At 73.0% G+C, this 19,010-nt stretch carries 20 protein-coding genes and 1 pseudogene; 10 read left to right on the top strand and 11 right to left on the bottom strand.

Translation table 11 applies throughout. The annotated features are described in order from the left end of the window. Together ABT360_RS23360 and ABT360_RS23365 are read left to right on the top strand one after the other, a co-directional pair. Positions 1-990 carry a small ribosomal subunit Rsm22 family protein gene (locus ABT360_RS23360; protein WP_351819732.1) on the top strand — a complete coding sequence of 330 codons (990 nt, stop codon included), beginning with the start codon at positions 1-3 and terminating at the stop codon, positions 988-990. A 135-nt stretch (positions 991-1,125) separates the two neighbouring features. Continuing rightward, positions 1,126-1,641 carry a hypothetical protein gene (locus ABT360_RS23365; RefSeq protein WP_351819735.1) on the top strand — a complete coding sequence of 172 codons (516 nt, stop codon included), beginning with the start codon at positions 1,126-1,128 and terminating at the stop codon, positions 1,639-1,641. Positions 1,642-1,704: 63 nt separating this feature from the next. On the opposite strand, the pseudogene ddaH reads toward ABT360_RS23365, so the two are convergent. Next, positions 1,705-2,544, bottom strand: a pseudogene (ddaH, locus tag ABT360_RS23370) (dimethylargininase); the annotation flags it as partial. An 82-nt stretch (positions 2,545-2,626) separates the two neighbouring features. Beyond that, a complete protein-coding gene (locus tag ABT360_RS23375; protein ID WP_351819738.1) occupies positions 2,627-2,806 on the bottom strand; it encodes a DUF6243 family protein in 180 nt (59 codons plus the stop codon). Between the two features lie 132 nt (positions 2,807-2,938). Here ABT360_RS23375 and ABT360_RS23380 point away from each other — a divergent pair, with 132 nt between their 5' ends. Both ABT360_RS23380 and ABT360_RS23385 read left to right on the top strand, forming a co-directional pair. Beyond that, complete coding sequence (locus ABT360_RS23380) at positions 2,939-3,556, top strand: TetR/AcrR family transcriptional regulator (RefSeq protein WP_351819741.1); 618 nt, start codon at positions 2,939-2,941, stop codon at positions 3,554-3,556. Positions 3,557-3,771: 215 nt separating this feature from the next. Next, on the top strand, positions 3,772-4,509 hold the full coding sequence (locus ABT360_RS23385; protein ID WP_351819743.1) for a bifunctional DNA primase/polymerase: 738 nt from the start codon (positions 3,772-3,774) through the stop codon (positions 4,507-4,509). A gap of 12 nt (positions 4,510-4,521) precedes the next feature. On the opposite strand, the gene ABT360_RS23390 is transcribed toward ABT360_RS23385, so the two are convergent. After that, positions 4,522-5,517, bottom strand: coding sequence for a hypothetical protein (locus ABT360_RS23390; protein WP_351819745.1), 996 nt, complete (start codon positions 5,515-5,517; stop codon positions 4,522-4,524). 143 nt (positions 5,518-5,660) lie between these two features. On the opposite strand from ABT360_RS23390, the gene ABT360_RS23395 reads away from it, so the two are divergent. Then, on the top strand, positions 5,661-6,311 hold the full coding sequence (locus ABT360_RS23395) for a PhzF family phenazine biosynthesis protein (RefSeq protein ID WP_351819748.1): 651 nt from the start codon (positions 5,661-5,663) through the stop codon (positions 6,309-6,311). 17 nt (positions 6,312-6,328) lie between these two features. Here ABT360_RS23395 and ABT360_RS23400 read toward each other — a convergent pair whose 3' ends face one another. Both ABT360_RS23400 and map read right to left on the bottom strand, forming a co-directional pair. Further along, positions 6,329-6,994: a biliverdin-producing heme oxygenase gene (locus ABT360_RS23400; protein ID WP_351819750.1), complete on the bottom strand. Its 666-nt coding sequence runs from the start codon at positions 6,992-6,994 to the stop codon at positions 6,329-6,331. 134 nt (positions 6,995-7,128) lie between these two features. Further along, positions 7,129-7,986, bottom strand: coding sequence for a type I methionyl aminopeptidase (map, locus tag ABT360_RS23405; RefSeq protein WP_351819753.1), 858 nt, complete (start codon positions 7,984-7,986; stop codon positions 7,129-7,131). A gap of 57 nt (positions 7,987-8,043) precedes the next feature. On the opposite strand from map, the gene ABT360_RS23410 reads away from it, so the two are divergent. Then, on the top strand, positions 8,044-8,268 hold the full coding sequence (locus tag ABT360_RS23410) for a hypothetical protein (protein ID WP_351819755.1): 225 nt from the start codon (positions 8,044-8,046) through the stop codon (positions 8,266-8,268). A gap of 277 nt (positions 8,269-8,545) precedes the next feature. On the opposite strand, the gene ABT360_RS23415 is transcribed toward ABT360_RS23410, so the two are convergent. Next, positions 8,546-9,151, bottom strand: a complete 606-nt coding sequence (locus ABT360_RS23415; RefSeq protein ID WP_351819758.1) for a hypothetical protein — start codon at positions 9,149-9,151, stop codon at positions 8,546-8,548. An 89-nt stretch (positions 9,152-9,240) separates the two neighbouring features. Between ABT360_RS23415 and npdG the strand changes: the two genes are divergently transcribed. Both npdG and ABT360_RS23425 read left to right on the top strand, forming a co-directional pair. Next, positions 9,241-9,915, top strand: coding sequence for an NADPH-dependent F420 reductase (gene npdG / locus ABT360_RS23420; protein WP_351819761.1), 675 nt, complete (start codon positions 9,241-9,243; stop codon positions 9,913-9,915). A 79-nt stretch (positions 9,916-9,994) separates the two neighbouring features. Further along, positions 9,995-10,165: a hypothetical protein gene (locus tag ABT360_RS23425; protein ID WP_351819764.1), complete on the top strand. Its 171-nt coding sequence runs from the start codon at positions 9,995-9,997 to the stop codon at positions 10,163-10,165. On the opposite strand, the gene ABT360_RS23430 is transcribed toward ABT360_RS23425, so the two are convergent. Beyond that, positions 10,155-10,961, bottom strand: a complete 807-nt coding sequence (locus ABT360_RS23430; RefSeq protein ID WP_351819767.1) for a site-2 protease family protein — start codon at positions 10,959-10,961, stop codon at positions 10,155-10,157. The two genes, ABT360_RS23425 and ABT360_RS23430, sit on opposite strands and share 11 nt — an antisense overlap. Positions 10,962-11,052: 91 nt before the next feature. Here ABT360_RS23430 and ABT360_RS23435 point away from each other — a divergent pair, with 91 nt between their 5' ends. Further along, a complete protein-coding gene (locus ABT360_RS23435; RefSeq protein ID WP_351819770.1) occupies positions 11,053-14,412 on the top strand; it encodes an AfsR/SARP family transcriptional regulator in 3,360 nt (1,119 codons plus the stop codon). Between the two features lie 3 nt (positions 14,413-14,415). On the opposite strand, the gene ABT360_RS23440 is transcribed toward ABT360_RS23435, so the two are convergent. The 4 genes from ABT360_RS23440 to panB all read right to left on the bottom strand — a co-directional run bounded on the left by ABT360_RS23440 (position 14,416) and on the right by panB (position 17,671). Beyond that, on the bottom strand, positions 14,416-15,210 hold the full coding sequence (locus tag ABT360_RS23440) for an ABC transporter permease (protein WP_351819813.1): 795 nt from the start codon (positions 15,208-15,210) through the stop codon (positions 14,416-14,418). 8 nt (positions 15,211-15,218) lie between these two features. Continuing rightward, positions 15,219-16,217 (bottom strand): ATP-binding cassette domain-containing protein, encoded by a 999-nt coding sequence (locus ABT360_RS23445; protein ID WP_351819773.1) that lies wholly within the window; start codon positions 16,215-16,217, stop codon positions 15,219-15,221. Positions 16,218-16,290: 73 nt separating this feature from the next. Next, a complete protein-coding gene (locus ABT360_RS23450) occupies positions 16,291-16,668 on the bottom strand; it encodes a cupin domain-containing protein (RefSeq protein ID WP_351819776.1) in 378 nt (125 codons plus the stop codon). A 139-nt stretch (positions 16,669-16,807) separates the two neighbouring features. After that, entirely contained in the window at positions 16,808-17,671 is an 864-nt protein-coding gene (panB, locus tag ABT360_RS23455; RefSeq protein ID WP_351819779.1) for a 3-methyl-2-oxobutanoate hydroxymethyltransferase, read from the bottom strand. Between the two features lie 292 nt (positions 17,672-17,963). Here panB and ABT360_RS23460 point away from each other — a divergent pair, with 292 nt between their 5' ends. Next, complete coding sequence (locus tag ABT360_RS23460; RefSeq protein WP_351819782.1) at positions 17,964-18,989, top strand: endonuclease/exonuclease/phosphatase family protein; 1,026 nt, start codon at positions 17,964-17,966, stop codon at positions 18,987-18,989. The last annotated feature ends 21 nt before the right edge of the window (positions 18,990-19,010 follow it).

A 19,010-nucleotide genomic window follows, 5' to 3' on the forward strand; every position in this document is an offset into this window, starting at 1 on the left:
GTGAACGCCTCCCTCCCCACCGCGGAAGCCCTGCGCGGCGCCCTCGCCGGGCTGCTCGACGGGCTCCCGCCGACGCAGGCGGCGCAGGCCGTCGACCGGCTCATCGCCCACTACCGGGGGACCGTCCCGACCGGCGCCCCCGTGCTGCGGGACCGGTCCGACGTGGCCGCCTACGCCGCGTACCGGATGCCCGCGACGTTCGAAGCGGTGCGGGCGGTGCTGGACGCGCTGAGGGAGGCCGCCCCGGAATGGGCGCCGGGTACGCACACCGACATCGGGGGCGGCACCGGCGCGGCGAGCTGGGCGGTCGCCGAAGCGTGGGACTCCTCGGCGCGCACCACGGTGCTGGACTGGGCCGAGCCGGCGCTGGCGCTGGGCCGCGAGCTGGCGGCCGCGTCGGGGATCCCGTCCCTGGAGAGCGCGACATGGCAGCGCTCTCGGATCAGTGCGGCGCTCCGTCTCGAGAGCACCGATCTCGTCACCGTGTCGTACGTCCTCAACGAGCTCACCGAGCAGGACCGCGCCGCCCTCGTCACCGAAGCCGCCCGCGCCGCGCAGGCCGTCGTGATCGTCGAGCCCGGCACCCCCGACGGCTACGCCCGGATCATCGCCGCCCGCGACCTGCTGATCGCGGCCGGGCTGACGATCGCCGCGCCCTGCCCGCACAGCGGCGCCTGCCCCATCGAGCCGGGCACCGACTGGTGCCACTTCGCCGCCCGGGTCAGCCGCTCCTCCCTCCACCGTCAGGTGAAGGGCGGCTCGCTCGCCTACGAGGACGAGAAGTTCGCCTACGTCGTGGCGAGCCGGTTCCCCGTGGTCCCCGCCCCGGCCCGGGTCACCCGCAAGCCCCAGATCCGCAAGGGCCAGGTCCTGCTGGACCTGTGCACCGAGGACGACGGGCTGCGCCGCGAGACGGTGACCAAGCGGCACGGCACCCTCTACAAGTCCGCCCGCGACGCCGCCTGGGGGGACGAGTGGCCGCCCCGCTGACGGGGTGACGGTGCGCGACCACGCGGGTGACGTGGCGCCCGTGGCCATTGCCCGGGGTGCCCCGGCGGAGTTGAGGTGGGCTCGTTCCACCACCGGTGGGCTCGTTCCAGCCCCGCACTCCCCCTGGAGGTTCCCTTGCCGCGCACCCGCTCGCGCCGCCTCACCGCCTGCGTGCTGACCGCCGCGTCCGCGATGCTCGCCACCACCGCCCTCACCTTCACCGCCGAGGCGGCGCCCAAGCCCACGCCGAAGGACGCGCCCAAGGACTCCGTGAAGGTGCTCGACTGGCTCGCGGTCAAGCAGTCCGACGGCAAGCCGGAGCGCCTGCGCGTCGGCGCCGACTGGACCGTCCATTCCCACCTGTACACCAACAAGAAGGGCAAGCCCGGCAAGAAGATCGGCGACGCCTCGGCGCACTGCAGCGCCGTCGACGTGACGCGCCACGGCTATGTCGCCCTGTGCCACCGCGTGCTGCGCACCGACGACGGCAGCATCAGCCTGAGCGACTCCATCGACCGCTTCGGCCGCCTTCCGCACGGCGGGCGCTCGGCCATCACCGGCGGCACGGGGAAGTACGCGGACGCCGAGGGCGAAGCCGAGCTGACGCTCCACGGCGACATCGCCCGCTACGTCATCAAGCTCGACGACTGACCGGGCGAAACCGCGCACGGGAGCCGGCCCGCACGGGCCGGCCCCCTGCCGTCGGGCCACCGGTCAGGCGCGCAGCTCCTGCGTACAGCACTTCACGCTGCCGCCGCCCTTGAGCAGCTCACCGAGGTCCATGCCGATCGGCTCGAAGCCCCGGTCCCGCAGCGGCCGGAACAGACCCACCGCGGCCTGCGGCAGCAGCACATGTCTGCCGTCGCTCACCGCGTTCAGCCCGAGCGCCTCCGCGTCCTCCTCCTCGGCGATCAGCGCGTCGGGGAACAGCCGCCGCAGCACCGAGCGGCTGCCGGGGGAGAACGCGCCCGGGTAGTACATGATCTCGCCGGCCGCGTCGTCCAGGACGCACAGGGCCGTGTCGAGGTGGTAGTAGCGGGGATCCACCAGGTCCAGGCCGATCACCGGCCGCCCGAAGAACTCCTGCGCCTCGTCGTGCGACAGCGGGCTGGAGCGGAAGCCGCGCCCCGCCAGGATGTACGTCGAGGTCACCGCGAAGTCGCCCTCGCCCTCGTTGACGTGATCGGGTTCGCGCACGTCGGCGAAGCCGTGGGCACGGAACCACTCCCGGTGCACCGCGGCCTCGGCGGCGCGTTCGGCGAAGGCGAACCGGGCCCCGAGCACCCGGCCCTCGATGACGGTGGCGCCGTTGGCGGCGAACACCATGTCGGGCAGGTCGGCACGGGGCTCCAGCAGCTCGACGGTGTGGCCGAGCGCTGCGTACCGGTCCCGCAGGTCTTCCCACTGGGTGAGGGCGAGCGGCAGGTCGACCGGTTTCGCGGGGTCCATCCAGGGGTTGATGGAGTACGTCACCTTGAAGTGCGCGGGTGGGCACATCAGGTAACGGCGGGGTGATGCGTCACGAGGCAAGGAAGGCTCCTCACGGACGGCAGGCGCACGATCTGTGCGTGGATGCCATGGTGCGCCGTGAGGAGCCTTCGCGCAGTGGACCGTACGGGTGAGTTCACGCCGGCGCTCAGGAAGTGCCGTGTGCCGTACGCCCCTCCTTCAGTTTCCGCAGCAACTCCCGCTTCTGCGCGGCCGGATCGGCGCCCCGGCCGACTGCTCCGCCGCCGCTGCCGCGCAGCGCCTTGCGGGAGAGGTTCTTACGGGTGCCGCCGACGCCGAGCATGTTCCCTGCTCCACCACGGGTCATGGGTGGGCTCCCTTCGATCGTTGTCCGTCCGCCCCCGCGGGGCGGACCCGCTGACGCACCAAACAATGAACGAGACGTATCGTCTTGTCAAGACGATACGTCTCGCCTCACGTCGCTGCTAGATTGGGAGACATGGCTGAGACCAAGGCACCCGACTCCACACGCCGCAGCGAGCGCTCCCGCCGCGCGATCTACGAAGCCGCCCTCGCCCTCGTCGGCGAGGTCGGCTACACCAAGACCACCATCGAGGGCATCGCCGCCCGTGCCGGGGTCGGCAAGCAGACCATCTACCGCTGGTGGCCCTCCAAGGCGGCCGTACTCCTGGAGGCCTTCGTCGACCTCGGTGTCCAGGCCAACGAGGCGCTCGGCGGTGACGCGGACAGCGAGATCCCGGACACCGGAGACCTCGAGGCCGACCTCAAGCTCGTCCTGCGCGCCACGGTCGACGAGATGAACGACCCGAAGTACGAGGCGCCCTCCCGGGCCCTCGCCGCCGAGGGCGTGGTGAACCCCGAGCTCGGCGCCCAGTTCGTCGAGCAGCTGCTGGAGCCGCAGCTCCAGCTGTACGTCAAGCGGCTGACCGCCGCCCGGGAGGCGGGCCAGATCCGCCCGGAGATCGACCCGCGCGTCGCGCTGGAGCTCTTCGTCGGCCCGCTGGCCCACCGCTGGCTGCTGCGCACCCGGCCGCTCAGTCATGCGTACGCGGACGAACTCGTCGAGTACGCCCTGTACGGCCTCGCCCCGCGGTGATCCCCGGCCGCGGGCCCTTCGCCGCTCCGTGGAGCTCCTCACGCCAGACCGTCCGCAGTGGGGTGCGAACCACCCCATAACCGTGCAACCCGACCGGCTCGGCGCCGCCGGAGGACCGCTCACCCCCCTCAGGTTCGGGACTCCGGTCACCGAAGACGCAGGATGGTGGGACCATGGCAGGGACCGCAGGGCTTGGCAGAGGTGTGAGGGGATAGATGGGCGACGGGATCGGCCGCTACCGCGGCACGGAGAACAAACTCGCGCAGTGGCTGCGCCGGCGCCCGAAGAAGACCGCCGTCGAGACCCCGAGCCGCGAAGATCTGCTCCGGGCCACCGCCGCCGCAGGCCTGCCGCTCGCCCCCGCCGCGTACCCCGTCGGCTACCGATGTTCCTGCGAGCGCGTCGGCTGTCCCACTCCGGCCCGCCATCCCGTCTCCTTCGCCTGGCAGACCCAGTCCACCACCGACCGCGCCCAGATCGAGCGGTGGGCCGAGGGCCAGCCGGAAGCCAACTTCATCACCGCGACCGGCATGGTCCACGACGTCCTCGACGTTCCGCTGGAGGCCGGTCGCGCCGCGTTGGAGCGGCTCCTCGGCGAGGGCGTCGACGTCGGCCCGGTCGCCGAGTCCGGGGGCGGCCGGATGCTGTTCTTCACCGCCACCCGCGGCACCCCCGAGGACGAGGACGAGTGGTGGCCGTGCGAGCTGGACTGCCACCCCGAGACGATGGACGAGCACCCGGGGCTGCGCTGGCACTGCCGCGGTTCCTACGTCCTCGTACCGCCCGCCCGCCTTCCCGGTGGCCTGGGCGTGGAGTGGGTGCGCGGCCCGGAGCACCCGCTGCCGGACCCGCTGACCCTGCTGGAGGCGCTGACCGACGCGTGCGCGCGCCACGCCGACCAGTACGACGAGCACGACGACCACCACTCGGTGGCCTGGCCCCTCAGCCGGTAGAGGCCCGGGCGGTCACGAGCCCGTCGCCGCCGTCACGCCCTGAAGCCGGCCCACGAACGTCACCTGGTCCGACTGCGCGCCGGCCGGCTTCACCAGCACCGCCTGGCTGGACACCCACTCCTTGGTGAGGGTGCTCCTGACCTCCCCGGTCATCAGCGCCCGTACGTCGGGGCTCACCTTCGGCCGGTAGCCCTTGGCCGCCACCTGCCGGTCGTAGAACCGCGTCGCGAAGAAGACCAGCGCGCCGCCGTCCTGGGTCGTCAGGCCGAGCGGGGCGTAGTCGCCGGTGTCCAGCGGCTGATCCACGAACTGCGTGGCCAGCCCGGGCCGCTTGGCGACCTTGGCACGCTCGTCACGCCACACCGAGGTGTGCGCCCCGGCCGCGAAGTGGGCCGGCTTGCCGGTCTGGAGGTACGAGGAGTACTCCTCGCTCAGGTTTTTCGGCGCCACCGCCAGCGTGGTGGAGTCCGGCGCGGCCGGCTCCGCCCACCCGTCCTGGTCCGTCTTGAACTCCGGGACCCCACCGGCGGGCAGGATCTGCAGGTAGGCGACCTCCCACAGCTGCTCGGGCCCGTTGCGTACGAAGACCAGCACCCAGCGGTTGTCGTCCGCGCCCTGGTCGGCGTCCCGGTTGGAGTCGGTGTCCGCGACGAACCAGCGGGGCCACCCGGCCTTCTTGGGTATGGCGTACCGGGCGTCGGTGAGCTCCAGCGGCCGGTGGGCGGGGTTGCCGCCCGGGCTGGTGACGCTGCGGGCCTTCAGCCCGGCCTGGTTGATCGCCCCCAGCGCGCCGGTCACCCGGCCCGCGTCCAGGGCCGGGTCATAGGCCTTGTCGGCCTTGTTGTACGCCTCGGTGAAATCCTTCAGGGCCTGAGCGGCCTCGGCCTTCGTCGCCGAAGGGACGACGGCCAGCTCGCCGTGCACCGTCACGCACCCGCTCGCCGTCAGCGCCAGCACCGTCGTCGCCGCGAGCGCCGCCGCCACCCGCCCTGGGACTCGCCTTCTCATCGGTTGCCTCTGCTCCTCGACCCCCACATGACCGTCCGAACCCTACCGGGGCCGGGAACGGCGCGAGCGCCGGGTTCGGGTTCCCTCGGTACGCCGTCGCCGTACCCTCCGACCGCGTACGGACAGCGTGCTTCAATGCCCGGGTGAACACTGCATACGACGTGCTTGCCGTCTTCTGCGGAGGCGACGGCCGCCACGGCAACCTCCTCGGCGTCGTACGCGACGGGCGGATCCACCCCGACGAGGCGTCCCGGCAGGCGTTCGCCAAGCACCTGGGCTTCAGCGAGACCGTGTTCGTCGACGACCCCGAGCGCGGGGTCGTCGACATCTACACGCCCGGAGTGCGCCTGCCGTTCGCCGGGCACCCACTCGTCGGAACGGCCTGGCTGCTGGACCTGGAGGTGCTGAACCCGCCGGCGGGCGAGGTGTGGGCGCGGTACGACGGCGAGTTCACCTGGATCACGGCCCGCGCGGAGTGGGCGCCGGCCCGGACGGTGCGCCAGTACGGCTCCGCCGCCGAGGTGGACGCGCTGGACGTGCCGCCACCGGGTGAGTGGGTCTACGCGTGGGCGTGGGAGGACGAGGCGGCCGGCCGGGTGCGGGCGCGGGCGTTCCCGGGGCGGGGCGACGGCATCGACGAGGACGAGGCCACGGGCGCCGCCGCCCTGCTGCTCACCGCCCGCCTCGGCCGGGCGCTGAACATCACACAGGGCCGCGGGTCGCAGCTGCTGACGGCACCCGGCCCGGACGGTGCGATCGAACTCGGCGGCCGCGTACGGGAGATCAGGCGCTGAGGGCCGGGTGCTGAAGGTCAGGCGCTCAGCGGGAACTCGTCCCCGAGCTGGCGGAACACCGCGCCGTTGAAGTCGAAGGCGCGCTTGCACTCGTCGATGATCCGCTGCTTCTCCAGGTCGTCGGCGTTCACCCGGTCCAGCAGTTCGCGGTAACCCCGCTTGAAGGCGGCCGGGTTGGGGATCTGCTCGAAGACGTAGAACCGGACGCCGTCGCCCTTGCGCGCGAAGCCCCACGCCCGCTCGGCCTTGTCCCGGATGATCTGGCCGCCGGACAGGTCGCCCAGGTAGCGCGTGTAGTGGTGCGCCACGTACCCGGCGGGCCAGGTGCGGGCGCACTCCTCGACCCGGGCGGCGTACGCGCTGGTGGCGGGCAGCGGAGCGGCCGCCGCGCGCCAGTCCGGCCCGCGCAGGTGGGCCAGGTCCCGCTCCAGCTCGGCGGTGCGGAACAGCTCCGGCTGTATGAACGGCCCGGCGACCGGGTCGTCCCGCAGCGCGTCGGCGGCGCCTTCGAGGGCCCGGTACACGAACCACAGCTGCTCGGTGTAGCGGGCGTAGGCGTCCACGCCGAGCCGCCCGCCGAGCAGGTCGCTCATGAAGGTCGAGCTCTCCGCTTCGGTGTGCTGCTGGTGCGATGCGGTGCGGATGAGCGTCGAGAACGGGGTGACGGTACCGCTTGCGTCCAAGGCGGGCCTCCGGGGACCGAGGGGACGGGATTGTGGCAGCCGTGGCCGCCACTACCGCCGATCTTCCTGCTGAGGATTGCCTGAGTCAATTGGTTCCCGACGGTCTGTCGGTAAAACGCTACCCGCTCGGAGCGTCAGGGCAACGTGAGAATTTCCGCACCCGTGTCCGTGACCACCAGCGTGTGCTCGAACTGCGCGGTCCGCTTGCGGTCCTTCGTCACCACCGTCCAGCCGTCGTCCCACATGTCGTACTCGTGCGTGCCGAGCGTCAGCATCGGCTCGATCGTGAACGTCATGCCGGGCTGGATGACCGTGGTGGCGTGCGGGGAGTCGTAGTGCGGGATGATCAGGCCGGAGTGGAACGAGGAATTGATCCCGTGCCCGGTGAAGTCCCGCACCACCCCGTAGCCGAAGCGCTTGGCGTACGACTCGATGACCCGGCCGATGACGTTGATCTGCCGGCCCGGCTTGACCGCCTTGATCGCACGGTTGAGCGACTCGCGGGTCCGCTCGACCAGCAGCCGCGACTCCTCGTCCACGTCGCCGCACAGGTAGGTGGCGTTGTTGTCGCCGTGGACGCCGTTGATGTACGCCGTCACGTCCAGGTTCACGATGTCCCCGTCGCGCAGGACGGTGGAGTCCGGGATGCCGTGGCAGATGACCTCGTTCACCGAGGAGCACAGCGACTTCGGGAAGCCCCGGTAGCCGAGCGTCGACGGGTAGGCGCCGTGGTCGCACATGTACTCGTGGGCGACCCGGTCCAGCTCGTCCGTGGTCACGCCCGGCGCGATGTGCTTGGCGGCCTCCTCCATCGCCCGCGCGGCGATGCGGCCCGCGATGCGCATCCGCTCGATGGTGTCGGAGTCCTGCACCTCCGGGCCGGTGTACGGCGTCGGCGCGGGCTTGCCCACGTACTCGGGGCGGCGGATGGATCCGGGAACGGAACGGGTGGGGGAGAGTTCCCCTGGTACGAGCAGCGACTGGCCAGACATGCCAGCGAGTCTAACCAGCCGTCGCGGGGCACCATTGCGACAGAGGAAGGAGCCCAGATGGCCCTGTTCAAGAGGCGCACCGTCGGAAAGCCGGGCGAGTGGTACTACTGCCTGAAGCACGGAAGGGTGGAGGAGGGGCCGGAGTGCCGGGCGGCCGACCGCTTCGGCCCGTACACGACCCGTGAGGAGGCCTCCCACGCCATGGAGACCGCCCGGGAGCGCAACCTCCAGTGGGAGACCGACCCCAAATGGCACGACGCCCCCAAGGACGACACGCCCTGACGGGCCGCGTCCCGCTGGGGCCCGACGCCCCCTGACGGCCCCGCCCGCCCGGTCGGCCCGCCCGGTACGGCCCGCCCGGTCGGCGCCCCGACGGTGCGGGCCGGTGCGGCGCCCCTTCTCGGTGCCCCAGGGGCGGTGCCGCGTGGTGGCCACGCCCGTTGGGTGGGGGCGTGGCGCCTCCGGGCTCGTCTCTCCCCCCAGAGGGGGCACGCCCACGAGGTCGGCGGCCTCGGGAGCCCCGGCACGGGAGCCGTTGCGGCGCCCGGGCTCGAACGCCCTACCAGCGCTGTGGGGGCGGGGCGGTCAGCTGGTCCGTCAGACGCGCCAGGCGGTCCCGGAAACGGCGGCGGCCGGGCCCGGCCGCCGGCAGGGTGTTCTCGCCGGCCGCGGCGCTCACCAGGTGCTGCACCACGTCGAGATCCACGTCGTCCTCCGCCGTCACCGTCAGCGCCTCGTGCGCCAGCCCGTGCACCTCCCGGTCCCCGCCGTCCAGCGACAGCACCGTCGCACCCGCCCGCCGCGCGTCGTGCACCCGCTCCAGCAGGCCGCCGCCCGGCCGCTCCGGCGCCACCACCAGCAGCGTCGCGCCCCGCCCGGCCGCCTCCAGCCGCCCCGGGCCCACCGACAGGTGCCCGGGGTCGCCCGGCCGCACCCGGTGCCGTACCAGCGTGGGCGCCAGCTCCGGCCGGCCCGACCACGCGGCCTCGTCCACCAGGTGCGCGGCCAGGTGCCACGGCTCGTACCGCTCCGTGCCCACCAGCAGCAGCCCGCCGCCCCGCGGCACCACCGAGGACCGCAGGGCCCCGGCGAACCGGCGGGCCGCCGCGGGCCACTCCGTACCGTCCAGGACCTCACGCAGCAGTGCGACACGTACGGCATCCATGGCGCGTATGGTGCCCGCACTCCCGGCCGTCGCGCGGGCGTTCGGCGCCGCATCACCCGGACGGGGGCGCGCCACGTAATGTCGGGACCATGACTACTGATCCGTACGACCTCCCCGACGTCTCCGGGCTCGTCGTCGGTGTCCTCGGCGGCACCGGCGACCAGGGCCGCGGCCTCGCCTACCGCCTCGCCCGCGCCGGCCAGAAGGTGATCATCGGCTCGCGGGCCGCCGAGCGCGCCGAGGCCGCGGCCGCCGAGCTGGGCCAGGGCGTCGAGGGCGCCGACAACGCCGAGTGCGCGCGGCGCAGCGACATCGTGATCGTCGCCGTGCCGTGGGACGGGCACGCCGCGACGCTGCAGGCGCTGCGCGACGAGCTGCGCGGCAAGCTCGTCGTCGACTGCGTCAACCCCCTCGGCTTCGACAAGAAGGGCGCCTACGCCCTCAAGCCGGAGGAGGGCAGCGCCGCCGAGCAGGCCGCCGCCCTGCTGCCGGAGTCCCGCGTGACGGCCGCCTTCCACCACCTGTCCGCCGTCCTCCTCCAGGACGAGACGGTCGAGGAGATCGACACGGACGTGATGGTGCTGGGCGAGAAGCGCGCCGACACCGACATCGTGCAGGCCCTCGCCGCCCGTATCCCCGGTATGCGGGGCGTCTTCGCGGGCCGGCTGCGCGGCGCCCACCAGGTGGAGGCGCTCGTCGCCAACCTCATCTCGGTCAACCGCCGCTACAAGGCCCACGCGGGCCTGCGCATCACCGACATCTGACCTGCGTCCGGCGGGCGGCGGGCATGGGGGACACTGGACGGGCACGTTTCACGCCGTACCCGGACAGGAGCCGACCCCCATGCCCCGCCTCGCTCTGTACGCCCTCGCCGTCTGCGTCCTCGCCGTCGCCGCGGCGGTGGTCTCGTTCGTCCAGGGCACATGGCTCGGCATCGTGTGGGTGCTGCTGGCCGGTGTCTCCTCCAACATGGCGTGGTACTACCACCGCCGCGGGAAGCACGTCACTGGCTGACGATCTCCGCGCAGCCGGGGTGCTGCTCCTGCCAGAAGCGGTAGAGGTTCTGCCCGCAGTACGTTTCGACGTCCTCGACGCCCAGCCCGGTGAGCACCGTGTCGACCAGCCCGAAGAAGGCGTGGTTGATCTCCGGGACGAAGAGCAGCGCGAACACCGCGAGCAGCCCGAAGGGGGCGAACGGCTCAACCTGGCGGCGGACCTTGTACGACAGCCACGGCTCGATCACGCCGTAGCCGTCCAGGCCGGGCACCGGCAGGAAGTTCAGGATCGCGGCCGTCACCTGGAGCAGCGCCAGGAACGCGAGCGCGAAGCGGAAGCCGACCGGCACGCCGTCCAGGGCGCCCAGCCAGAACGGCGCGGTGCACACGAGGGCGAACAGGACGTTCGTCAGCGGACCCGCGGCGGAGACGAGGCTGTGCTTCCACCGGCCCCGGATGCGGTCGCGCTCGATGAAGACGGCGCCACCGGGCAGGCCGATGCCGCCCATGATGACGAAGACCACCGGCAGCACGATGCTCAGCAGCGCGTGGGTGTACTTCAGCGGGTTGAGGGTCAGGTAGCCCTTCGTGCCGATGGTGATGTCGCCGCCGTGCAGCGCCGTGCGGGCGTGCGCGTACTCGTGCAGGCAGAGGGAGACGATCCACCCGGACGTCACGAAGAGGAAGACGGCGAGGCCCAGGTTGGCCGAGAAGCCGGTCCACACCGCCCATCCGGTGACCGCCATGATGGCGGCGATCCCGAGGAAGACGGGGCTGATCCTCCGGTCGCCGGTGCGGGAGGTGGCGGTGGCCATGGGCGGCGCTCCTGGGGGTCGGGCGGTGGGGTACGGACCGGTCGACCGTACCGGACACGGCGCGGACGGCCGCGGGAAGGACAATGGGGCGGTGCGCATCTCCGTACTCGGTCCCACACAGGTCCACCGCGCGGACGGCTCCGCCGTGCCGGTGGGCGGGGCGCGGCTGCGCGCGCTGCTGACGGTGCTGGCGCTGCGCGCCGGGCGGACCGTCCCGGCCGGGCTGCTGATCGACGAGGTGTGGGACGGCGCGCCGCCCGCCGACGCGCCGGGGGCGCTGCAGGCCCTGGTGGGGAGGCTGCGGCGGGTGCTCGGGCCGGGCGCGGTGGTCTCGGCGGCGGGCGGCTACCGGCTCGGTGCCGACGCCGACGACGTGGACCTGCACCGCTTCGAGCGGCTCGCGGCCGAGGGCGTACGGGCGCTGGAGGCGGGCGACCCGGCCAAGGCGGTGACGGCTCTGGACGACGCGCTCGCGCTGTGGCGGGGCGGGGCCCTCGCGGACCTGCCCGACCGGACGGCCGAGGCGGCCCGCTGGGAGGGGCGCCGCCGCGAGGCCCGCCGGTCCCGGCTCACGGCCCTGCTCGCCCTGGGCCGCCCCCGGGAGGCGCTGCCCGAACTGGCCGCCCGGTGCGGTGAGTTCCCGCTGGACGAGCCGCTCCGGGCGCTGCGCATCCGCGCGCTGCGGGCGGCGGGCCGCACGGCGGAGGCACTGGCGGAGTACGAGGCGGTACGCCAGGACCTCGCCACCCGCCTGGGCACCGACCCGGGCCCCGAACTCCGCACCCTCCACGCCGAACTCCTCGCCCCGGCCCCGCCCGTGGGTGGTCCCCGCGAGCAGCCGGCCCACACCCCCGGCCGCCCGGACGAGGCGCCCGGCGCGCGCGGGCCGCGGCGCGAGGCGCACCGCCCCGGGAACCTGCGCGCGCGGCTCACGAGTTTCGTGGGGCGGGAGGAGGACATCGGGGTCGTCCTCGACGACCTCGCGCGGGCGCGGCTCGTGACGCTGCTCGGGCCCGGCGGGGCCGGGAAGACCCGGCTGTCCCAGGAGGCCGCCGAGCGCGGCGCGCAGGCGTGGCCCGACGGCGTGTGGCTGGCCGAACTCGCGCCGGTCGACGACCCCGACGCCGTACCGGACGCCGTGCTCACCGCCCTGGGGGCGCGCCAGACCGTGCTGCGTGGCGCCGGGGCGGAAGGGCTGCGGGCGGCCGAGCGGCACGGCGACGCCGACGACGCCCTCGTACGGCTCGTCGAGCACTGCTCCCGGCGCCGCATGCTGATCCTGCTCGACAACTGCGAGCACGTCGTGGCCGCCGCCGCCACCCTCGCCGAGCGGCTGCTGGAGCAGTGCCCCGGGCTCACCGTCCTCGCCACCAGCCGCGAACCGCTCGGCGTACCGGGCGAGACCGTGCGCCCCGTCGATCCGCTGCCCGACCCGATGGCGCTGCGGCTGCTCGCCGAGCGCGGGGCGGCCGTCCGGCCGGGGTTCGACGTGGCCGACGACCCCGACGCGTGCGCCGAGATCTGCCGGCGCCTCGACGGCCTGCCCCTCGCCATCGAACTCGCCGCCGCCCGGCTCCGGATGCTCAGCCCCCGCCGGATCGCCGACCGGCTCGACGACCGTTTCCGGCTGCTCACCGGCGGCAGCCGCACCGTCCTGCCGCGCCAGCAGACGCTGCGCGCGGTCGTCGACTGGTCCTGGGAGCTGCTCGACGAGCCGGAGCGGGCCGTGCTGCGGCGCCTGTCGGTGTTCTCGGGCGGCTGCGACCTGGACGCGGCCGAGGCCGTCTGCGCGGGCCCGGACGCGCCCGGCGACATCGTGGACCTGCTCGGTTCCCTGGTCGACAAGTCCCTGGTCGTCGCCACCCCCACGGAGAACGGCGACATGCGCTACCGGCTCCTGGAAACGGTGGCCGAGTACGCCGCCGAACGCCTCGACGAGGCCGGCGACCGTGCCGCCGCCGAGCACCGGCACCTCGTCCACTACCGGGAGCTCGCCCGCACCACCGACCCCGAGCTGCGGGGCCCGCGCCAGCCCGCCGCGCTCGCCCGCTTCCAGCTCGAGTACGAGAACCTCCGGACCGCGCTGCGCCGGGCCGTCGCCGCCCGCGACGAGCAGGAGGCGCTGTGCCTCGTGCTGTCCCTGGTCTGGTACTGGCAGATGCGCGACCTGCGCACCGACGCCCTCCACTGGGCCGAAGCCACCGGCGCCCTCGGCCCCGACCCGTTCGCCCCGCCCGTCGCGCCCGCCCCGCCCCTCACCGCGCGCTGCACCGACGCCCCGCCGCCGATGAGCGACGAGCAGGTGCGGGAGGCACGGCGTGGGGTGCGCCTGGTGCAGCTGGCCAGCATGGACCACCAGACGGCGACGTGGACCACCCCGGAGGGCCTGGAACGGGCCCGCCGGATCAGGAGCGCGTACCGGCCGGGGCTGCCGCAGACCTGCCGGATGCCGGGCACCCTGTGGTGGTACGCGGTGCTGCTCACCGGCGAGGCCGACGAACTGCGCAGCCTCCTCGACGACACCGTCGAGGCGTGCCGGGAGTACGGCTACGAGTGGGAGCTGGCCTGTGTCCTCCAGATGCGGGCCAATGTGCTGGCCAACCGGAGCGACTGGGCGGGTGACGCGAGCCGCGACGCCGATGAGAGCCTGCGGATCTTCGGCCGGCTCGGCGACTCGTGGGGCGCGGCCGAGGCGCTGTCGGCGCGTGGTGAGGCCCGCGAACGCCAGGGGGACTACGCGGGTGCCGCCGAGGACTTCGCGGCGGCCATGGACCACGCCGAGCGGCTCGGCGCCCAGGCCCAGATGTCGCTGCTGCGCGTCCGGTACGCCGGGACGCTGAACGAGACGGGACGCGGCGAGGAGGGCGAACGGATCCTGCGCGAGGTTTTGGCCGAGGGCCGTGCCTCCGGGCACGAGGCGGTTCCGGCGGCGCGGCTGTTCCTGTCGCTGTGGCTGGGCCGCACCGGCCGCACCGACGAGGCCAGGCGTCAACTGAACGTGCTGGCGGAGGAGTTCCGGCCCGGTGCCCTGTCCCTCTTCCAGGGCTTCACGCTCGGCGTGCACGCCTGGCTCGACACCCTGGAGGGCCACTACGACAAGGCCCTCGCCCGGGTGTCCCAGGCCCTGGCGTACGCCCGGGAGCCGCTGTCGGAGATGATCGCCCCGCACATGCCCGCCATCCACCTGGTCACCGCCGCGCGGGCGCTGGCCGGTCTCGGCGGCCCGGGGGCCCGTACGGCGGCCGTGCTGCTGGGCGCCCACGCCGCCCTCCTGCCCGCCGGGTACGTACGGACCCCGATGGAGCGGGAGAGCCTCGCGGACGCCACGGAGGCGGTCCGTGCCGTCGTCGGGGACGCCGCCTTCGACGCCGGGTACGCCGAGGGCGGCGGCCTCACCGTCGAGGAGGCCGCCGCCCTGCTGGACGGCGTGGACGGCACGGAGGGCGTGTGACGCTCAGGTCTTCTTGCGGAACCTGGCCACCGCGAGCGGCGCGGTGACGACCGTGATGGCCGCCGCCCAGGCGAGCGTCATCCACACCGAGTGGGCGACCGGCCCGCCGTTGATCAGGTTCCGGGCGGCGTCGGCCAGGTTGGACAACGGGTTGTAGTCGGTGAACGTCTTCAGCCAGTCGGGCATCGTGGCCGTCGGTACGAAGATCGAGGAGCCGAACTGCAGCGGCATCAGCACGAGCATGGCCACCCCCTGCACGGCCTGTGCCGTCTTCATGGTGAGACCGAGCAGGATGAAGATCCACATCAGCGAGGCGCCGAAGACCACCGACAGGCCGACGGCGGCCGGCAGGCCGAGTGCCGACGTCTTGATCTCCAGGCCCAGCAGGAAGCCCATGCCGAGCAGGATCGTGGTGGCGATCAGCATCCGGCCGATCTCCACGACGATCTTCGCGACGAGGACGGACGACCGGGCGATCGGCATCGTCCGGAACCGGTCCATCACACCCTTCTTGAAGTCGTCGTTGATACCGACACCGACGGCCATGGCGATGTTGAGGCCCGTCATCGCCATCAGGCCGGGCGTGACGTGGTTGACGTAGTCCTGCTGGTTGCCCTTGCCGGCGATGGCGCCGCCGAAGACGTACACGAACAGCAGGATGAAGACGATCGGCATCAGGACGGCGTCGAACATCGACTCCGGGTCCTGCTTGATCTGCAGGGCGTTGCGGCGCACCAGGGCGCCGATGTGCCGGGCGTTGGCCCGCGGGCCGATGCGCCCCTCGGCGGGCGCCGTCATCACCGTACTCACGCGGCGACCTCCTCGGGGATCGTGCCGGATCCGGCGGACGAGGACCTCTCGCCGGTGACGGCCAGGAACACCTCGTCCAGGCTGGGCAGATGGGTGCCGATGTGCGCGATGCCGAAGCCCCGGGCTCCCAGCAGGCCGACCACGGCGGTCAGTTGGGCGTCGGTGAGGATCGGCACGTACAGCGCGCCTTCGTCCGGGACGACCGTCGCCCCCGCGACGCCGGCCAGTCCGCTGTCGTCCAGCGCCCGTGCCATCGCGGGCAGTTGGGCGGTGTCCACGGGCCGGACCTTCAGGGTGCGGCCGCCGACCTTCGCCTTGAGCTCGTCGACCCCGCCGCCGGCGATGACCCGCCCCCGGTCGATGACGGTGAGCTCGTGGGCCAGCTGTTCGGCCTCCTCCATGTACTGGGTGGTGAGCAGGACGGTCACGCCCTCGGCGACCATCCGCTGGACCTCGTCCCACACCTCGTTGCGGGTCCGGGGGTCCAGGCCCGTCGTCGGCTCGTCGAGGTAGAGGACGGACGGGCGGCCGATCATCGAGGCGGCCAGGTCGAGACGGCGCCGCATACCGCCGGAGTAGGTCATCGCGGGGCGCTTCGCGGCCTCCGTCAGCGAGAACCGCTCCAGCATCTCGTCGGCGCGGCGGCGGGCGTCCTTGCGGGACAGGTCGAGCAGCCGCCCGATCATGTACAGGTTCTCCCGGCCGGACAGCTTCTCGTCGACCGACGCGTACTGACCGGTGAGCCCTATGGTGCGGCGCAGCTCTCGCGGCTGGCGCACGACGTCGTACCCGGCGACGGTGGCGGTGCCGGCGTCCGGGACGATCAGGGTGGACAGGCAGCGGACGAGGGTGGTCTTGCCGGCGCCGTTGGGGCCGAGCACGCCGAGGACGGTGCCCTCCGCCACGTCGAGGTCCACCCCGTCCAGCGCCTTGGTCGCGCCGTAGTGCTTGACGAGGCCTCGAACCTCGACGGCGTTGGTGTCGGAACGTTTCATGCCCCCATGGCAGCAGGGGCCGCCGACAGGTCACCGACACCGGCGACGGACCACCGACAGATCGCCTACGAGGTCAGGAGGCGGACCCGCTCGGCACGGCGTAGCTCCCGAAGCCGACCCAGTCGACCAGCACGCACGGCTCGTCCCCGACGACCCACGCGTCGTGGCCGGGCTCGACGGCGACGTAGTCACCGGGGCCGGCTTCGCCCTCGGTGCCGTCGTTCATGACGACCTTCAGCCGGCCGCTGACGACGTAGCAGGCGTGCGCGGCCTCGCAACTGTCGGTGCCGGCGATGGGCTTGACGTGCTTGCTCCACTGCCAGCCCGGCTCGAAGACGGCCCGCCCTACCGGGCCCTTGTCCGTGTTGATCACGTCGAGCTTGCCCTTGCCGTCCTCGAACGGCCGGGTCTCGTCCGCGGAGTCGAAGTTCTTGCGCATGATTCCGGGCATGTCCACCGCCTCCCGGGCGGGTGTGAGACGTGAAGCCCCCGAGTCCACTTTCCAGGCTACGCCCGGGCCCGTACCTCCCCACACGCCGACGGCCCGCCGATGGGGGAAGTCGGCGGGCCGTCGTCTGTACCGGGAGTGGCTAGTGGAAGGTGTGCTCCTCCTGCGGGAACGTTCCGCCGACAACGTCGTCGGCGAACGCCCGAGCCGCGTCACCGAGCGTCTGCCGGAGGTTGGCGTACTGCTTGGTGAAGCGCGGTACCTTGCCGCCGGTCAGGCCCGCCATGTCGGTCCAGACGAGGACCTGTGCGTCGGTGTCGGGTCCCGCGCCGATGCCGATCGTCGGGATGTGCAGGGACCGGGTGACCTCGGCGGCCAGTTCCGCCGGGACGAGTTCCAGGACCACCGCGAAGGCGCCCGCGTCCTGCGCGGCCTTGGCGTCGCGCAGCAGCCGGTGCGCGGCCTCGTCGCCGCGGCCCTGCACCCGGTAGCCCATGGTGTTGACGGACTGCGGGGTCAGGCCCAGGTGCGACATCACGGGGATACCGGCCTGGACCAGCATCTCGGTCTGCGGCAGTGACCTTTCGCCGCCCTCCAGCTTGATCGCGCCGACACCCGCCTCCTTGACCAGCCGGGTGGCGGACCGCAGCGCCTGTACGGCGCCTTCCTGGTACGAGCCGAAGGGCAGGTCGCCCACGACGAGGGCGCGCTTGGTGCCCCGTACCACGGCCGCGGACAGGATGGCGATCTCGTCGAGCGTGACGGGGACGGTGGACTCGTACCCGAGGTGGCAGTTGCCCATCGAGTCGCCGACGAGCATGACGGGGATCCCGGCCTCGTCGAACACGGACGCGGTCATCGCGTCGTAGGCGGTCAGCATGGGCCACTTCTCGCCGCGCTCCTTGGCGGCGGCGATGTCGTGCACGGTGATGCGGCGAGTGCCCTTGCCGCCGTACAGCGCCTTGCTGCTGTCGGCGGACTGCTTCGGGGCAGCCTGAAGCGTCATGTGAACGGCTCCTTCGTCATCTCGAGGCGCCCTCACGGCGTCCCCGGACCACGTCCATGGTGGCACTTCGTGCCGCGTGGGGGGAAGTGGGTGCGCGGTCAACTCTCCGGGCGCCCGTCCGGCCCCGTTTGTGCGCGTTCTGTCACAGCCCGCGCTCCGCCCCCGGCGCCCGGAACCCGCCGCGCCGCCTCTTCGTCCTCGTGGCAGTACGGCCGTCCCCCGATCCCCTAGGGTCGGGTCCGGGGCGGGGTGTACGACAGAGCACGACGAGCAAGGCAGTGAGGACGGCGGCATGGCGCGGGTGGACATGACGGACACGGGGAACGGCAGCGCGCAGGAGCATCGGCGCACCGGATCCCGCATCCGGTCGGTGCTCGGCCGCTGGCGCGACGATCCCGGCATCTGGCGCCGGGGCACGCTGCTCGCCGGCTCCGCCGTGCTGCTCGCGCTGCTGATGGTCTTCCACGCCCAGATCCCCAACAGGATCGGCAACCTGGGCAGCCTGACCGAGACGTTCCTGCCGTGGCTCGGCGTCTTCGTCCCGGTGATCCTGGTGGCCGCCGTGCTGCGCCGCTCGGCCACCGCGCTGATCGCCGCCCTGCTGCCGGGCGTGATCTGGCTCAACTTCTTCGGCGGGCTCGTCACCGACAAGTCGGGCTCCGGCGGCGACCTGATGGTCGTCACGCACAACGTCAACGCCGACAACCCCGACCCCGAGGGCACCGCCCGCCAGATCGCCGGTTCCGGGGCGGACGTGGTGGCCCTGGAGGAGCTCAAGCCCGGCATGGTCCCGGTGTACGAGCAGGCGCTCGCCGACACGTACCCGTACCACTCCGTCCAGGGCACGGTCGGCCTGTGGAGCAAGCACCCGATGAGGGACAGCCGCCCCGTGGACATCCGCATGGGCTGGACCCGCGCGATGCGCGCCACCGTGGCCGCGCCCCAGGGCGAGGTCGCCGTGTACGTCGCCCACCTGCCGTCCGTGCGGGTCAAGCTGAACGCCGGGTTCACCGCCAACCAGCGCGACGACAGCGCCGACGCGCTGGGCGAGGCCATCGTCCGCGAGGACCTGGGCAACGTGATCCTGCTCGGCGACCTGAACGGCACGATGAACGACCGGTCGCTCAACGCCGTCACGTCGCAGATGCGCTCCACCCAGGGCGCGGCCGGTGACGGCATGGGCTTCAGCTGGCCGGCCGCGTTCCCGATGGCGCGGATCGACCAGATCATGGTGAAGGGCGTCGAGCCGGTCGCGTCGTGGACGCTGCCGGAGACGGACAGCGACCACCTGCCGATCGCGGCACGCGTCACCCTCTGATCCGGCCGGGCGGGGCGGGAA

The organism is Streptomyces sp. NPDC000229 (assembly GCF_040300825.1).
Lineage (GTDB): Bacteria > Actinomycetota > Actinomycetes > Streptomycetales > Streptomycetaceae > Streptomyces.

Coding starts and splice junctions, on each gene's coding strand:
- ABT360_RS23375 (WP_351819738.1), bottom strand. CDS start 2,806: ATGACCCGTGGTGGAGCAGGGAACATGCTCGGCGTCGGCGGCACCCGT.
- ABT360_RS23380 (WP_351819741.1), top strand. CDS start 2,939: ATGGCTGAGACCAAGGCACCCGACTCCACACGCCGCAGCGAGCGCTCC.
- ABT360_RS23385 (WP_351819743.1), top strand. CDS start 3,772: ATGGGCGACGGGATCGGCCGCTACCGCGGCACGGAGAACAAACTCGCG.
- ABT360_RS23390 (WP_351819745.1), bottom strand. CDS start 5,517: ATGAGAAGGCGAGTCCCAGGGCGGGTGGCGGCGGCGCTCGCGGCGACG.
- map (WP_351819753.1), bottom strand. CDS start 7,986: ATGTCTGGCCAGTCGCTGCTCGTACCAGGGGAACTCTCCCCCACCCGT.
- ABT360_RS23410 (WP_351819755.1), top strand. CDS start 8,044: ATGGCCCTGTTCAAGAGGCGCACCGTCGGAAAGCCGGGCGAGTGGTAC.
- ABT360_RS23415 (WP_351819758.1), bottom strand. CDS start 9,151: ATGGATGCCGTACGTGTCGCACTGCTGCGTGAGGTCCTGGACGGTACG.
- npdG (WP_351819761.1), top strand. CDS start 9,241: ATGACTACTGATCCGTACGACCTCCCCGACGTCTCCGGGCTCGTCGTC.
- ABT360_RS23425 (WP_351819764.1), top strand. CDS start 9,995: ATGCCCCGCCTCGCTCTGTACGCCCTCGCCGTCTGCGTCCTCGCCGTC.
- ABT360_RS23430 (WP_351819767.1), bottom strand. CDS start 10,961: ATGGCCACCGCCACCTCCCGCACCGGCGACCGGAGGATCAGCCCCGTC.
- ABT360_RS23440 (WP_351819813.1), bottom strand. CDS start 15,210: ATGACGGCGCCCGCCGAGGGGCGCATCGGCCCGCGGGCCAACGCCCGG.
- ABT360_RS23445 (WP_351819773.1), bottom strand. CDS start 16,217: ATGAAACGTTCCGACACCAACGCCGTCGAGGTTCGAGGCCTCGTCAAG.
- ABT360_RS23450 (WP_351819776.1), bottom strand. CDS start 16,668: ATGCCCGGAATCATGCGCAAGAACTTCGACTCCGCGGACGAGACCCGG.
- panB (WP_351819779.1), bottom strand. CDS start 17,671: ATGACGCTTCAGGCTGCCCCGAAGCAGTCCGCCGACAGCAGCAAGGCG.
- ABT360_RS23460 (WP_351819782.1), top strand. CDS start 17,964: ATGGCGCGGGTGGACATGACGGACACGGGGAACGGCAGCGCGCAGGAG.